The sequence below is a fragment of the Aeromonas sp. FDAARGOS 1411 genome, assembly GCF_019047125.1.
GTDB lineage: Bacteria > Pseudomonadota > Gammaproteobacteria > Enterobacterales > Aeromonadaceae > Aeromonas > Aeromonas veronii.
This window is the reverse complement of sequence record NZ_CP077214.1, coordinates 2,011,686-2,026,054: the sequence shown is the minus strand read 5'-3', so window position 1 is coordinate 2,026,054 and position 14,369 is coordinate 2,011,686. Positions and strand designations below refer to the sequence as shown.

General features: G+C 57.1%; 13 protein-coding genes and 1 pseudogene. 2 read left to right on the top strand and 12 right to left on the bottom strand.

Annotated elements, in window-relative coordinates; all coding sequences use genetic code 11:
* Window positions 1-101 precede the first annotated feature (101 nt).
* From I6L41_RS08945 to dinG, 3 genes are all read right to left on the bottom strand, one after another.
* Complete coding sequence (locus I6L41_RS08945; RefSeq protein ID WP_216963496.1) at window positions 102-998, bottom strand: histone deacetylase; 897 nt, start codon at window positions 996-998, stop codon at window positions 102-104.
* Window positions 999-1,179: 181 nt separating this feature from the next.
* Entirely contained in the window at window positions 1,180-1,839 is a 660-nt protein-coding gene (locus tag I6L41_RS08940; RefSeq protein WP_216963494.1) for a DUF2057 domain-containing protein, read from the bottom strand.
* Window positions 1,840-1,981: 142 nt separating this feature from the next.
* A complete protein-coding gene (gene dinG / locus I6L41_RS08935; RefSeq protein ID WP_201912583.1) occupies window positions 1,982-4,054 on the bottom strand; it encodes an ATP-dependent DNA helicase DinG in 2,073 nt (690 codons plus the stop codon).
* Between the two features lie 395 nt (window positions 4,055-4,449).
* On the opposite strand from dinG, the gene I6L41_RS08930 reads away from it, so the two are divergent.
* Complete coding sequence (locus I6L41_RS08930) at window positions 4,450-5,487, top strand: porin (protein ID WP_021231018.1); 1,038 nt, start codon at window positions 4,450-4,452, stop codon at window positions 5,485-5,487.
* Window positions 5,488-5,710: 223 nt separating this feature from the next.
* Here the strand turns inward: I6L41_RS08930 and I6L41_RS08925 are convergent.
* The 4 genes and pseudogenes from I6L41_RS08925 to I6L41_RS08910 form a co-directional block, all read right to left on the bottom strand.
* A pseudogene (locus I6L41_RS08925) lies at window positions 5,711-6,751 on the bottom strand (IS481 family transposase).
* Between the two features lie 79 nt (window positions 6,752-6,830).
* The gene (locus I6L41_RS08920; RefSeq protein WP_216963492.1) at window positions 6,831-7,214 is read right to left on the bottom strand and encodes a hypothetical protein; all 384 of its coding nucleotides are present in this window, start codon (window positions 7,212-7,214) and stop codon (window positions 6,831-6,833) included.
* Between the two features lie 87 nt (window positions 7,215-7,301).
* Window positions 7,302-7,844, bottom strand: a complete 543-nt coding sequence (locus I6L41_RS08915; RefSeq protein WP_216963490.1) for a hypothetical protein — start codon at window positions 7,842-7,844, stop codon at window positions 7,302-7,304.
* 622 nt (window positions 7,845-8,466) lie between these two features.
* Window positions 8,467-9,432, bottom strand: coding sequence for an autotransporter domain-containing protein (locus tag I6L41_RS08910; protein WP_139406468.1), 966 nt, complete (start codon window positions 9,430-9,432; stop codon window positions 8,467-8,469).
* 223 nt (window positions 9,433-9,655) lie between these two features.
* Between I6L41_RS08910 and I6L41_RS08905 the strand changes: the two genes are divergently transcribed.
* Window positions 9,656-10,531, top strand: coding sequence for an OmpA family protein (locus I6L41_RS08905; protein ID WP_005337611.1), 876 nt, complete (start codon window positions 9,656-9,658; stop codon window positions 10,529-10,531).
* An 86-nt stretch (window positions 10,532-10,617) separates the two neighbouring features.
* Here the strand turns inward: I6L41_RS08905 and gloA are convergent, their stop codons facing one another.
* From gloA to rsxD, 5 genes are all read right to left on the bottom strand, one after another.
* Window positions 10,618-11,031 carry a lactoylglutathione lyase gene (gene gloA, locus I6L41_RS08900; protein ID WP_005347113.1) on the bottom strand — a complete coding sequence of 138 codons (414 nt, stop codon included), beginning with the start codon at window positions 11,029-11,031 and terminating at the stop codon, window positions 10,618-10,620.
* A 171-nt stretch (window positions 11,032-11,202) separates the two neighbouring features.
* Entirely contained in the window at window positions 11,203-11,844 is a 642-nt protein-coding gene (gene nth / locus I6L41_RS08895) for an endonuclease III (protein ID WP_005350790.1), read from the bottom strand.
* A gap of 13 nt (window positions 11,845-11,857) precedes the next feature.
* Entirely contained in the window at window positions 11,858-12,610 is a 753-nt protein-coding gene (locus I6L41_RS08890; protein ID WP_216963896.1) for an electron transport complex subunit E, read from the bottom strand.
* A gap of 24 nt (window positions 12,611-12,634) precedes the next feature.
* Window positions 12,635-13,267: an electron transport complex subunit RsxG gene (gene rsxG, locus I6L41_RS08885; RefSeq protein WP_005359614.1), complete on the bottom strand. Its 633-nt coding sequence runs from the start codon at window positions 13,265-13,267 to the stop codon at window positions 12,635-12,637.
* Window positions 13,268-13,310: 43 nt separating this feature from the next.
* Window positions 13,311-14,363 carry an electron transport complex subunit RsxD gene (rsxD, locus tag I6L41_RS08880; protein ID WP_005337606.1) on the bottom strand — a complete coding sequence of 351 codons (1,053 nt, stop codon included), beginning with the start codon at window positions 14,361-14,363 and terminating at the stop codon, window positions 13,311-13,313.
* Window positions 14,364-14,369 lie beyond the last annotated feature (6 nt).

Below are 14,369 nucleotides of genomic sequence, written 5' to 3'. Positions count from 1 at the left end.
TGACGAAACACGAAGAGGCGACCCCAAGGGTCGCCTCTTCTGTTTTATCTGGTGAAATGCCGCCCACTCTGATGGGGTGTCCGCGCTATAAAGCCATGCCATCAGCCAAAACGGTGGAGCGCTGCCTCAAACAGCGACATATGAAGCGGGATCAGCTGTTGCCAGTCGCGGCGATAGCCGCCACCGGGTACAGCGGCGACAGGCAACCCATGCTTGATTGCACAGTCAAATACCATGGCATCGCGCAGGCGAACCCCTTCATCGCTCAAGGAGAGATAACCAAGCTCGTCGGCATGATGCACATCGACGCCCGCCTGATAGAGGATGAGGTCCGGCGAATAGAGGCGCAGTGCCAGTGATAGCGCCTGTTGCAATGTGGTGAGATAGGTATCGTCCGTCATGCCGCTTGGCAGCGGAAAGTCGAGGTGAGAGGTGGTTTTGTTGTGGGGAAAGTTGTGCTCACCATGGAGGGAGAGGGTGATGATATCGCGCCGTTCGGCGCACAGGGCCGCACTGCCATCTCCCTGATGCACATCGAGATCGACGATCAGCACCTGTTCACAGCGCCCCTCATCGAGGCAAGTCTGGGCGGCAATCACCAAATCGTTGAACAGACAAAAACCGCTGCCGTGATCCCGATGGGCGTGGTGGTAGCCGCCTGAGATTTGCAAGCCGCAGCCCTGCTCAAGTGCATAGCGGCTGGCGGCAATAGTGGCACCCACCGAGCGCAAGGTGCGCTCTATCAGCATGGGTGACCAGGGAAAACCGATCTTGCGGATGGCGCGATCTTCCAGCTGGCCGTTCAGGGCTGCCGCGACATAATCGGCATCGTGAATGCGACAGATTTGCTCCTGGGTAGCGGCGGGCGCTTCGCCCACGGGGTAACCCTGCACCTGCAGGCGTTCAAACAGCCCCTGATACTTGGCCAGCGGGAAGCGATGGCGCTCGGGTAGCGTCAGGGAGGAGTAGAGGGGGTGATAGAAAATGCGCAACGACATGGTGCCATTCTCCCTGGCAAGGTGGCGCTTTCTATATATGAAATCAGCAGATGAATCCATATATGTACTCCCTATATAAAGGGGAAGTGGCAGCGCATAAATCAAGACGCGTCGTGAGTAAGACCGCAAGATATGGAAAAGGGGAGCTTGGCTCCCCTTTCAGTCAATCTCTCAGCCCGGCTTATTGCTGCTGGATAACCCAGATCTGGAAGGCTTTGCGGGTTTCCGCATCGGCCTTGTTGTACCAGTTTTGCAACTGGGTCAGCGCTTCCGGATTGCTTTGAGCCTTGCTGGGGGCAACCTGAACCGGTGCGCTGGCGGCAGCCATCACGGCAGCAGAAGAGACGGCCACTGCTTTGGGCTGGTTGAAGGCTTTCCCCAGGTTGATCAGCTCTTGCTGATAGTCACGGGTCAGCTGGAAGCCCTCTACTTTCGGCATCACGAACTGTTCGCTGCTCACTTGCTGACCACTGACCTTGTCTTTCAGCGCCACTTTTTGATCTTTGACAAACTGCTTGGCTTCGGCTTCGTTGCGGGGCTTTTTATAGTCCAGCACCAGCAGCTGATTGTCGGCGGCGGTGAAGTTCAGCACCAGCGGCTCGGCGGTCACCAGCTTGATTTCGTTACGGCTGGAGTAGTTGCCTTCAAAGGCGACGACCAACTGGTGTTTGCCGGCAGAGAGGGGGAAGGTGCTGGTTTTGTCGAGCAGCTTGGGGTTGATGGATTGACCATCGATCAGCTGGACGACATACGGGGTGGTCACTTCCAATTGGGCATCAGCCAGAGCGCTACCGGCCCACAACAGACCAGCCAGCGCCGGTACCAGAACAGTCAGTTTCATTTCATCTCCTTGAACAGTCAGGCGATTGCCCACTGAAAACAGGGGCTCATTTTTACAGGTTTGGCCTACTGCGGCAATGGCTCTTTCTGGTGGTCGATGTTCGCGCTGCTGTCAGTTTGTTTATCAATAGCGACCGACTTATTTATTCGATCCGCCGTGTAAACGGGGGGAGGGCGTCGAGCAGCCCCTTGCCATAACGTTTGGTCAGCAGGCGGCGGTCGAGAATGGTGACCCGTCCCCGATCAGCCTCTTTGCGGATGAGGCGGCCACAGGCCTGGATAAGCTTGCGCGATGCCTCCGGGACCGTCAGTTGCAGGAAGGGGTTGCCGCCTCGTTGCTCCACCCACTCGGCAGTAGCCTCCTCGACCGGCGAGTTGGGCACCGCAAAGGGGAGCTTGGTGATGACCAGATTGGTAAGGTAGTGACCCGGCAGATCCAGCCCCTCCGAGAAGCTGCCGGTACCAAACAGGATGCTGGCCTGACCGCCATCGCATTTTTGTTTGTGCAGGGTGAGCAGGGCATTGCGGGAGGCTTCCCCCTGCACCAGCAGTGACAGCCCCTTGGCTCGCAAGCCAATGGCCACCTCATTCATCTGGCGGTAGGAGGAGAAGAGCACCAGACTCGCCTCCTTGCCCGCCAAAATGCGTGGCAGTACGCTGATGAGCTCGTTGGTAAAGGCCGGCGAGTTGGGTTCGTGCTCCATTTTGGGCAGATAGAGCTCGGCTTTCTGATAGTCAAAGGGGGAGCGCAGGCGCAGATAGCGGGTGCCGTCGTGCTCCTTGAGCCCCACCTGATGGCGAAAATAACTAAAGGAAGAGAGGGCGGTGAGGGTCGCGGAGACCAGCACGGCCCCCAAACATTTTGACCAGAGCCACTCCTCCAGTAGATAGCCCACCTCTATGGGGGAGGCATGCAGCCAGATATCGCCGTCATCGCTCTTGGCCATCCAGCGGGCGAGCGGGGTTTTACCGGTCGGGACATGGCGCCCCAGCATCTCCCACAGGGCGCAGAAACTCTCCAGCCGCTGCAGATGAAAACCGCTCTCTGCCAGCAGAGGTTCGGCCTCCTTGCGGCGGATCTCGCCATCTTTCAGCGCTTCACCTATGGCCCCTTGCATCCGATCCAGCGCCCGCAGTGCCTTCTTGCTCGACTCCTTGAGATTCTCCGCCAGCATGGGCAGGGGATCCGGCAATACCCCTTCGGCAAAGCGGTAGTGAGGTTCACTGCCAAACAGCCGATCGTTGGCGCTGAGCCACTGCTCGACCGCCTTCAGGTCGGGCTGGATGGAGGCCAGTGCATCCTGCAGCTTGAGTTGGGGGTCGAGCAGGCTCTCCTTATTAAGAGTCCGCGCCAGCTTGCCTGCACTTTGTACCAGCTTCTCCAGCCAGCGGCGCGAGCCTTTGACGCTGGCCGACGCTGCGCCGTGATCCCGGGCGATAGTGGGCAGGTGATGGGCCTCATCCAGCACATAGATGCACTCATCAGGGGGAGGCAGAATGATGCCACCGCCCATGGTGAGATCGGAGAGCAGCAGCGCATGGTTCACCACCAGCACATCGGCGCTCTCCATGTCGTTGCGGGCGCGATGAAAGGGGCAGTGCTGGTGATGGCTCAGCGCCTTGTTGCAGGTGTGGCGGTCGGCGGCGATGCGATCCCAGCAAGTGTCGGGAATGGGCTCCGGCCAGTTGTCCCGATCCCCATCCCACTTGCCATTGGTGTAGGCCTGCCACAGAGCCTGGTAGCGATCTTTGTCGCTGTCAGATGGTTTGGATTTGCTCAGACTGCCAAAGTCGAGCTCGAAGTTGGCCATCTCGGCGCCACTGGCTGCCTGCTCCAGCAGATGCTCGCAACAGTAGCGCTGACGCCCCTTGACCAGCATAAAGCGAAACGGCAGCTCGCTGTGGCGGTGGTAAAAAGGAAGGTCTTTGTGGATCAGCTGCTCTTGCAGGGCCACGGTGGCGGTAGAGATCACCAGCTTCTTCTGGGTGAGCCGCGCCACCGGGATGGCACCCTGCGCATAGGAGAGGGATTTGCCGATACCGGTGCCCGCTTCGGCCACCAGGATCCGGCGCTGCTTGTCGTACTCGCCGGTCAGGGTTTTGGCTATCTCTGCCACCAGAAAGTTCTGCTCTTTGCGCGGCACAAAACCGGGTAATCCATCCGAAATCTGGCGATAGGTTTGACGAATGGTGGCTTTAAGGCGAGTAGAGAGCATGAAGAGAAGGCCAGTTAGAGGTTAATCGAAGGACAAGGATACCCGCAACCCCTTGGTGAGGTCGAGGCAACTGCCATTATCACGGCTGTTTTACGCTGATCAGACCACTTTGGTTGTTTATCAGGTAGTTAGCGTTATTTGCATGCAAAATAGACTATTTGAGTCCAAATAATCAGCAGGATTCATTGTAAACGTTTTCCTTTTGCCTTGCCGCTAGGTGAGACTTGGCTCACATTTTTGCCTCCATGACTATGGTTTCCGTAAAAAGTTCCAAGTTTTTTCATTGCGGTTCAAAAAATCCGGTGCTAGTCTCGGCGGCATAGTGATGCAAAGAACATCGCTAACACAGGGAATAACAACAACTTAGTGTTTAATTACAGTAGGCATTGGAAACTATGAAAAAGACAATTCTGGCTATTGCTATTCCGGCTCTGTTTGCATCCGCCGCTAACGCCGCAGTGATCTATGACAAAGACGGCACCACTTTCGACGTATACGGCCGTGTACAGGCTAACTACTACGGCGAAGCTAACGACAAATCAGCAGAACTGGTTGGTGCAACCCGTCTGGGCTGGTCTGGTAAAGTAGCTCTGAACAACACCTGGTCTGCCATTGCTAAAACCGAGTGGCAAGTAGCTGCTGAAAACTCTGGTAGCAACACCAGCGACATCGATCCGCGTCACATCTATGCCGGTTTTGATGGTTCCCAGTACGGTAAAATCATCTTCGGTCAGACCGATACCGCTTTCTACGACGTACTCGAGCCGACCGATATTTTCAACGAGTGGGGCGATGCCGGTAACTTCTATGACGGTCGTCAAGAAGGTCAAATCATCTACTCCAACACCTTCGGTGGTTTCAAAGGTAAAGTTTCCTACCAAACCAACGATGACGTAGCGGTCAAAATCACTGACGTTGGTCAGAAGATCAAAGAAGACGCTATTTGGGGTAAAGACGTTAAGCGTAAGAAAGCTTACGGCGTAGCTGCTGGTTATGACTTTGACTTCGGTCTGGGCTTCAATGCCGGTTATGCCTACTCTGACCTGCAAAACAAAGTTAATGGCCACACTGGTAAGAAAGACGAGTGGGCTGTGGGCGCGCACTACGCTATCAATGGTTTCTACTTCGCTGGTGTTTACACTGAAGGCGAAGTGAAGAACAAGAGCTTGGGCATGAAAGATGACGGCCGTGGTTACGAGCTGGCTGCTTCTTACAACGTAGACGCTTGGACCTTCCTGGCTGGCTACAACTTCAAAGAAGGCAAGGCTAACGCTCAAGCTGCCGGTTCTACTTACAAGGATCTGGTTGACGAGACCCTGCTGGGTGTTCAATATGCCTTCACTCCGAAGCTGAAAGCTTACACCGAGTACAAGATCCAGGGCATCGACAAGCAAGACGACGAGTGGACTGTTGCTCTGCAGTACAACTTCTAATAAGTTGCACATGAGTAATATCCAGGCTTGAGTCTTTGACCAAGCTACGAATGGCCGAGATGATATCTCGGCCATTTTCTTTTTGGCTGCATTGCTATTGCGTAACGGAGTTCTGGTGAATCGCCGGATTGTAATTTCTAGTGATAGTTGGCAAATTGCCGGTCTCGGTTAATTTGTACAGATCTAGTTATCACCTGACACCGGCCTCAAACCGGTGTCTTGTTTACGCTACTTTAGAGCGCACTTCCTTCGGTATCAATTTCAGACCCTTCTTGAACATGCTGTAGGGGGTTTGACACTCCATCATCCTGCCCTGATGTGGCCGCTGGGTGTTGTAGTGCACCAGATAGCTATCCAGGTCTGTCTGCATCTGCTCTACCGACTAATACCAGGTCGTCCTCCCCTTGATTCGGAAGTGTTCATCCAGCAGTGTGCGATGCAGCCGCTCGATAAAGCCGTTGCTTTGCGGCCTACGTACCTTGGTTGTCCGGTGCCCAATCCCCTCCAGTTGCAGGAACAGCTCGTAGGGATGATGGTCTGGGCGCCCACAGAACTCACGTCCGTTATCCGATAGGATGGTGTAGACCCGTGCCTCGTGGGTTTCAAAGAATGGCAGCACCGTTTCGTTGAGCACATGTACCGAGGTGATGGGCAGCTTGCTGGTGTAGAGCCTTCCCCAGGCGTGGCGACTGTAGCAGTCCAGCACGGTTTGTAGATACACCTTGCCAACCCCCTTGAGCGCGCCGACGAAGAAGGTGTCGACCGCCACCAGTTCTCCGGTGTAGTGAACCTCAATCTGGCGTTCTCGGAACTCGGGACTGAATCGCTCTAACAGGCGAATTTGCTCGTCATTGAGCTCAATGGTCTGCTCACGGTGAGTTTTCTCAAGGCGCAGCAAGCGGTCGTGTTTAGAGAGCAAGTCGTGCCGTTGCCACACGCCACGCACACCGCCCGCACTGACATTGATGCCTTGCAGAGCCAGTTCTTGCGCGACCCGCAGCGGGCCTTGAGTTGGTCTGGTGAGGGAGTAATCGAGGATGGCCTGTTCAATCTCGGGAGCGACCCGATTGGGATGAGCCCCTTTACAGCCAGGCAATTTGTCGAGCAATCCCTCGGCGCCATAGGTCTGGTAATTACGGCGAATTTCGTAGAACTGCTGACGGCTGTAGCCGATGAGCTTGCAGGCTTTGCTGACGTTATTGAGCTCTTTGGCGAGCTCTAGCAGGCTGAGTTTGCGACGTGCTACTTTCTCGTTGGTGATCATGCAGAGGCTGATAGTATTTTACAGGTGCAAAAAAGCCCCTTGGCGGGGCTTGGGGTCTGGCAGGCCGTTGTCGGGATTATCAATCGAACAGGATGCGGCCGCTGGTGCCAGCATCACTGTCTTTCCAGCTGGCGCCGCTGTTGCGCAGGGTGTAAGTGATGGTCTCCTGCTTGAATTTCAGGTAGTCGCTGCCGCTGTGGCTCGGTTTGACCTGATTGCCATCGATATAGGTCTCCCCTGTGGTATCGACGTGAATTTCGGCCACGGTGCGGCCATCGTCAGTGACTGCTTTATAGTTGCCAGCCCACGGGCTCTCGTCCCCATACTGCACGGCCCCTTCCTGAGCGTGCGCTTGGGCATGGGTCTTGTGGCCATGATGGGTTTTGGCCACGGCGCAGCCGGAGATACCGACCGCCAGCAGGCAACCGAGGGCGACATTGAGCAGAGTCTGTTTGGATTTCATCTTCATTTACCTGTATCAAATAATTGCAATGGATAAGGGGTGGAGCCCCTACGGTCGGTGTGGGCCCCGCTGAGCCGTGGCTCGAAATCAGTCCTGATTGATGCCAGAAATATGGCCGCGGGAGTCGGTGAGGCAGTGCCAGAGCCGGTCATGGGGCCCCTTGATATCAATCATCATCCCCGCCTGGGAGCCGGCCACATAGTCGAGGGTCAGTTTGCTGCGGCTGACGCCCGCTTTTCTGGCGACGGCGTTCATGCAGGCGTTCTCGGCAACCTTGGTTTGCGCAGTGCTACCGTTGTAGACACTGCTACTGGCGATTTCATTATCATCGCCGTCGTCATTGTTCTCATCGTCATTGGGCTGGCAGGCGCCGCTGTCGCCATTTTGGACAAAATAGGTGATGCCCCAGTCGCCATTTTTCACCATGGAGAGGGTGGTGCGCCCCTTGCTCGCCTCGTAGAAATTTGAATTCACTTTTTTAAGTGGAACTGGCTGGTTATTGATATAAGCCGTGCCATCTTCGACGCGAAGATTAATATGTCCAGGACAACTGGCGGATAAATCAGGCACCCCTGCATATGCGGTTCCGGTCATGAACAATACAGAGAGAGCAAGCAGCGTTTTTTTCATCAGATAACCTCAAATCAACAAGGATCAGCAAGTGTGATGTCGTCAAAATAACGGTTGCTATGCCTTAACGTTATTTCTGTGCCCATTGCACACCTGTTATCGGTAGCCCGCAGTCAGTCGTTTCAGTGCGCCTGGTCCTGCCGGGATGACGCCAAATTTAGCAGTCGGGTGATGTAAGTAAAATAAAACAGGATTAATTGGATTCATAAAATATGAAAAACTATAAAGCATTTAAAACAAAGAGTTAGGTGTGTTCTGGGCACTTTGCAAAAGATGGGGGACCATCCGAAATGGTTCCTTATGGGCATCGATAAAGTTGGCCATCGGTCTATGATGTCGGGCGTTTGGTATTTTTTCTGTTGCAAGCGGGCACAGGCTGGCGACATCAAGGGCCAATCAGCCATTGCGCGCCGTAAATACAAAGACAAAAACTCCAATATTCGGTGTGCGAGGGGAGGATTAGCCTACCAGCAGGTGGATATTTTTACCTGATATGGCAGGGTGGTGAGGAATATGAAGGGGACAAGATAAATAAACCCTCCGTCAATAGATGCATGATTATATGGAGTGTTAATGTGTTTTCCCAGAGGATTCCCCATTCGTGGCAGGAAAATATAACGACTTAGAAACTCATGGCCAACCCGATGGAATAACCGCTGGTGTTGTGGCTGAACATATAGCGGGCAACCAGCCGGGTGCGAGTGACAATGATGTCGTACTTGCTGCTGTCCAGCTCCAGACCGGCGCCGATGGAGTTGAGGGAGTCAAAGCCAAGCAATCCCCGCTGCTCCCCCAGATATGCGGTATGGGCCCCCTCCAGTACATAGCGCACCGGTCTGTCGAGCAGTGTCCAGTCAAACAGCGGGGCCCGGCGACGCAGATAGAGACCGAGGTTCTCCGCCTCGGCGTGACCACGGACGCTGGTCGAGGTACCGCCAAAGCTCTGCAGGTGCTGGTAGGAGTAGCGCACTTCGATATCGATATCCTGCGCCTTTGAAAAGAGCTCGTAGTCGAGCATCAGCGAGCCCCCCAGTCCGTACATATTGAGCTGCCCACCATCGAGAAAATCCAGCGAGTAGCCCTTGGTGCGCTCCAGCAGCCAGTTGCCGATCCGCAGATCGCTGGCCATGGTACCGAGCGAGACGTTGGCGATAGGGCGCAGCACCCAGTGGCCACCGCGCGGGTCTTCATGGAGGGCGATATCCCAGCCGACCCCACCAGATGCGGTCAGGCTGTTCCATTTGGTCGGGAGGGTGCGGCTCTCGGTGCCGTTGCTCACCACAAACTGGGGATCGTAGCGGCTAAAGCCGATCGCCCCTTCCAGATAGATGGGCACGGCTTCGCTCATGGTGGCGCCGCCACCGATCTGGGTCATGTTAAGGGCGGCAGATTGATTGGTGCCGCTGCCGATATCGAGGTTGCTGGCGGTGATGTCGGGCACCACGGTGAAGGTCATCAGCGAAAGCACCGCATTGGCGCGCTCCTGTGCCCACTCCTGATCCTGTGTTGCAGCCTTGACGGCGCCGCCGGATAGCGCCAGCAGCATTGGCAACAACATCTGCAATAAAGAGGAGCAAGAGCGGTGCATGAGTTTGGTTCCCGATAAGCGGCGTCTGATTGCCCTGGCTTTACTGTAGCGAGCTTCCTGCCGGTTGGCACGGAGCAAAGAGGGGGAGAGTGAGCGCCGCTTGTGGTCGGTTGCCGCCGGGGGCAAGCCTTTGCCACACCAACGGCACGCCTTTGCAGTTTGTCGCTAAAGCTTGGCCTCTTGCCGCCGATACCCCTTGTGAGATCGTGTGGAGGACAAGCAATTGAACGCTTGGGTGTTGGGGTTGGTCAGCATATCCGTGAGTATGCAGTTACAGGCTGGGGTCACCGAATTTGGTGCCGGTCTGGATCAATCCGTCTGGCGTTTGACCTCCGATACCCAGATTGAGTGTCGCCTCGAACACCCTATTCCCAATTGGGGAACGGGGGCCTTTGTCAGCCGCGCCGGGCGCAAGATCAACCTCGACTTCGAGCTCAAGGGCAAGCGGCCACAGGCCCAGACACAGACGGTGAGTCTTGGCATCATGCCACCGGTATGGCGCCCGGGGATCGCCGGGCGAGAAGTGAGCCAGCTGCGCTTCTATCAGCAGTTCGATGGGCTGGTAGAGGGGCAAACCGCCTGGACCATGCTCGACGAGCTGGAGGGGGGGCGGATGCCGACCTTCCAGTATCGGGACTGGTATCGCCAGAACCGCGCGGTGCGGGTGTCCCTCTCGTCGGTCAACTTTCGGGTGAAATATCAGGCTTTTATCGACTGTCTGAGCGGGCTCTTGCCCTACAGCTTCAATGACATCGCCTTTAGCGTGCTTACCTACGACAAGAACAGCGATCAGCTCTCCATCCCCTCCAAGCGGCGGCTGGCGATGATCAGCGAGTTTATCAAGGCGGACAAGAGCATCGATGTGGTGGTGATCGACGCCTACAGCGACAGCTATGGCGGCCGCTGGCCGAACCTGAAACTCTCCGAGAAGCGGGCCGATGCCATCAAGAAGGTGTTTGTCGATCTGGGGATCGATCCCGGCAAGATCTCGGTGGAGGGGCATGGCGAGAAGCAGCACGTCGCCTCCAACGAAACCGAACAGGGTCGTGCCAAGAACCGGCGTGTGGTGATCAGCATGGGGCGTAACGGCGAGATCTAGCTTTGCGGCCCGGTCAGAGAAGCATAAAAAAGAGCGCATCTGCGCTCTTTTTTGATCCTGCCATTAGGCAGCGGGATTAGGGCAGCTTAGAAGCTGTCACCGAGGCCAGTACCGGCATCTTTCTTGGCGATCAGTTCAATCTTGTAACCGTCCGGATCTTCGACGAAGGCGATGACGGTGGTACCGCCCTTGACCGGGCCCGGTTCGCGGGTGATCTTGGCACCGGCGGCGCGCAGGGCATCGCAAGTGGCATAGATGTCGTCCGCTTCCAGCGCGATGTGGCCATAGGCAGAGCCCAGTTCGTACTCGCTCACCCCCCAGTTGTAGGTCAGCTCGATCACCGCTTCATCCTTCTCGTCACCGTAACCGACGAAGGCCAGGGTGTACTTGTACTCGCTGTTCTCGCTCTTGCGCAGCAGCTTCATGCCAAGGACACGGGTGTAGAAGTCGATGGAGCGTTGCAGATCGCCGACACGCAGCATGGTATGCAGAATTCTCATTGCTCAGTTCTCCGGGTTGGTGATGTGTACTGCTTTCAATCTCGGTTGCGAGGCTATCAGCTTTCGGGATAGACCTTCTCTTTGTACTCGCAGAGGTCCTCGATGATACAGGAACCACTGCAGCAGATGTTTGCGAGCGAGACAGGTAGGACGGTTGTGGCGCCCAGTCATTCAGCTCTCGGGATAGACCTTCTCTTTGTACTCGCACAAGTCCTCGATGATACAGGAACCACAACGGGGCTTGCGAGCCAGACAGGTGTAACGTCCGTGCAGGATCAGCCAGTGGTGGACATCCAACTTGAACTCGGCGGGTACCACTTTGAGCAGCTTCTCCTCCACCTGATCCACGTTCTTGCCTACCGCAAAGCCGGTGCGGTTCGATACTCGGAAGATATGGGTATCGACGGCGATGGTGGGCCAGCCAAAGGCGGTGTTGAGCACCACGTTGGCGGTCTTGCGGCCGACGCCGGGCAGGGCTTCCAGCGCTTCGCGGTTCTCAGGTACCTCGCCGCCGTGGCGCTCCAGCAAGATGGCGCAGGTCTTGATGACGTTCTCGGCCTTGGTGTTGAAGAGGCCAATGGTCTTGATGTACTCCTTGAGCCCGTCCACCCCGAGATCCAGCATTGCCTGCGGGGTGTTGGCCACCGGATAGAGCTTGTCGGTTGCCTTGTTGACGCTGACATCGGTCGCCTGCGCCGAGAGCAGCACGGCGATCAGGAGTTCAAACGGCGAGTTGAAGTTGAGCTCTGTGGTGGGGTGGGGGTTGTTTGCCCGCAGTCGCTCGAGGATCTCTCTGCGTTTCTGGTTGTTCATGCCTTGCGTCCGGTCATAGTTCGGTCGCCCGGACGCGGGCCGGGGCAACGTTGCAGTGGGCTACGGTAGCGGCCTGTTTGCGGTCCCGCCAGTCGTTGATGGCGTTCTTGGCGGCGATCAACAGTCCCAACCCGATAAAGCCGCCCGGCGGCAAAATCGCCAGCAGCAGGCTGGCATCGGCGTGGAACAGCTCGATGCGCAGGGATTTGGCCCACTCGCCCAGCAGCAGCTCGGCGCCATCAAACAGGGTGCCCATGCCGATGATCTCGCGCATGCCGCCCAGTACCAGCAGCACCAGAGTAAAGCCAAGGCCCATCATCAGGCCGTCGAGGGCCGCCAGCAGCGGCGGGTTCTTGGAGGCATAGGCCTCGGCGCGGCCGATGATGACGCAGTTGGTGACGATGAGGGCGATAAAGATGCCGAGCGCCTGATAGAGGCCATAGGTGTAGGCGTTCATCAGCAGCTGCACGCTGGTCACCAGCGAAGCGATGATCATCACATAGACCGGGATGCGAATATCCTTCGGCACCCAGTTGCGCACCAGAGAGACGGCGAGGTTGGAGCAGACCAGCACTGCCATGGTGGCAAGGCCCAGCCCCAGCGCATTGGTAAAGGTGGAGGAGACGGCGAGGGTCGGGCAGAGCCCCAGCACCTGCACCAGCGAGGGGTTGTTCTTCCACAGCCCCTGACTCATCAGCTCCTTGAGCTCGCCCTTGCGGCTTTCCAGCTCGGTAATCGGGGCTGCGCCCGTTTCAATCTGTTCCATCTGGTTCATGATGGCTCGACTCCGTTAGTTCGCCGCCGGACAAGCCGGGGCGTTGCTGAGCAGTTCGGGTTGCTCCTGCTGCAGTTTAAGCAGGTTCTTCACCGCCTTGACCACGGCTCGCGGGGTGATGGTGGCGCCGGTAAAGGCATCGAACTCGCCGCCATCTTTCTTCACCGCCCACTGGGGCTCGTTGTCATGGGTCAGGAATTTTCCGGCAAAGCTGTTGATCCAGTCCGATTTCTTCAGCTCGATCTTGTCACCCAGGCCCGGGGTCTCGTTGTGAGCGAGCACACGCACGGCGGTGATGGTGCCCTTGGCATCAAAGCCCGCCACGATGCGGATCGCCCCGCTGTAGCCATCCGGCGCAATCGCCTCCAATGCATAGCCGGTCACCACGCCATTTTTGCTGGCGGTATAGAGGGCCTGCGGCTGATCGCTGCCGAGATACTTCCTGCTGGTCACCTGCTTGCAGCTGGCCACCAGATCGTTGTCATAGCTCCCCTCTGGCAGCAATACCGAGAGGGTCTGCTGTTTCTCCAGCTGTTGCTGGTGAGCGATTTTATCCTTGGTCAGCTCGTTGGTCAGTACCACCAGCGCGGTACAGCCGAGCGCGAACATCGCCAGAATAAGGCCGTTCTTGCGCATGCTCTTTAACATGTCCGGGCTCCGTCAGCTGTGATGGGGGAAAAGGGCAGAAACATCATTGGCGACGGGCTCCATACACTTTCGGGCGAGTCAGGCTGTCAATAAAGGGTACGCAGAGGTTGGCCAGCAGCACGGCGAAGGCAAACGCATCGGGATAGCCGCCAAAGCGGCGAATGATGTAGACCAGCACCCCGATCAGCACGCCATAGACCAGTCGGCCACGCGGCGTGGTGCAGGCGCTGACCGGATCGGTGGCGATAAAGAAGGCCCCCAGCATAGTCGCGCCGCTAAAGAGATGGAACATGGGCGTGGCAGTCGCATCCGGGCTTACCAGATAGCCGATGGTGGAGGCCGCCAGCAGGGCACCGAGAATCGCGGTGGGAATGCGCCAGTTGATCACCTTCTGTTGCAGCAGGAAGAGGCCGCCCAGCAGATAGCCGAGGTTGACCCAGCTCCAGCCGATGCCGCCCCAACCCTCAAACAGTGGGCCGCTCAGGATCTCGCCGGTGGTGAGCCCCTGAGTCAGGCCGGTTTTCAGGGTATCGAGGGGAGTTGCCATGGTGAGACCATCCACCCCCTGCTTGAGCTGGGCCATGCTGTAGCCGTCGAGGCTAAAGCCGGTGAAGATGACCGACGCCGCATCACCAAAGCCGAGGCTGTAGGCGCGCACGCTCTCCGGCGGCAGCCAGCTGGTCATCTGCACCGGGAAGGAGACCAGCAGCAGCACATAGGCGACCATGGCCGGGTTGAACAGGTTCTGACCCAGTCCGCCGTAAAGGTGTTTGGCGACGATGATGGCAAAAGCCGTGCCCACCACCAGCATCCACCACGGCAGCAGCGGCGGCAGGGAGAGACCGATCAGCACGGCGGTGAGCGCCGCACTGCCATCCATCAGGGCAGGCTTGATGGCGCGGCCCCGCAGCTTGAGCACCAGCGCCTCGCACAGCAGCGCGGTCACCAACGCCAGCAGGATCTGGATAAAGGAGCCCCAGCCGAAGAACCAGGTCTGGGCCAGCAAGCCCGGCACGCAGGCCAGGATCACCAGCAGCATCAGGGTTCGGGTCTGTTTGCGGTTATGGGCAAACGGCGCAGTCGCAATATTGAACATGAGTCT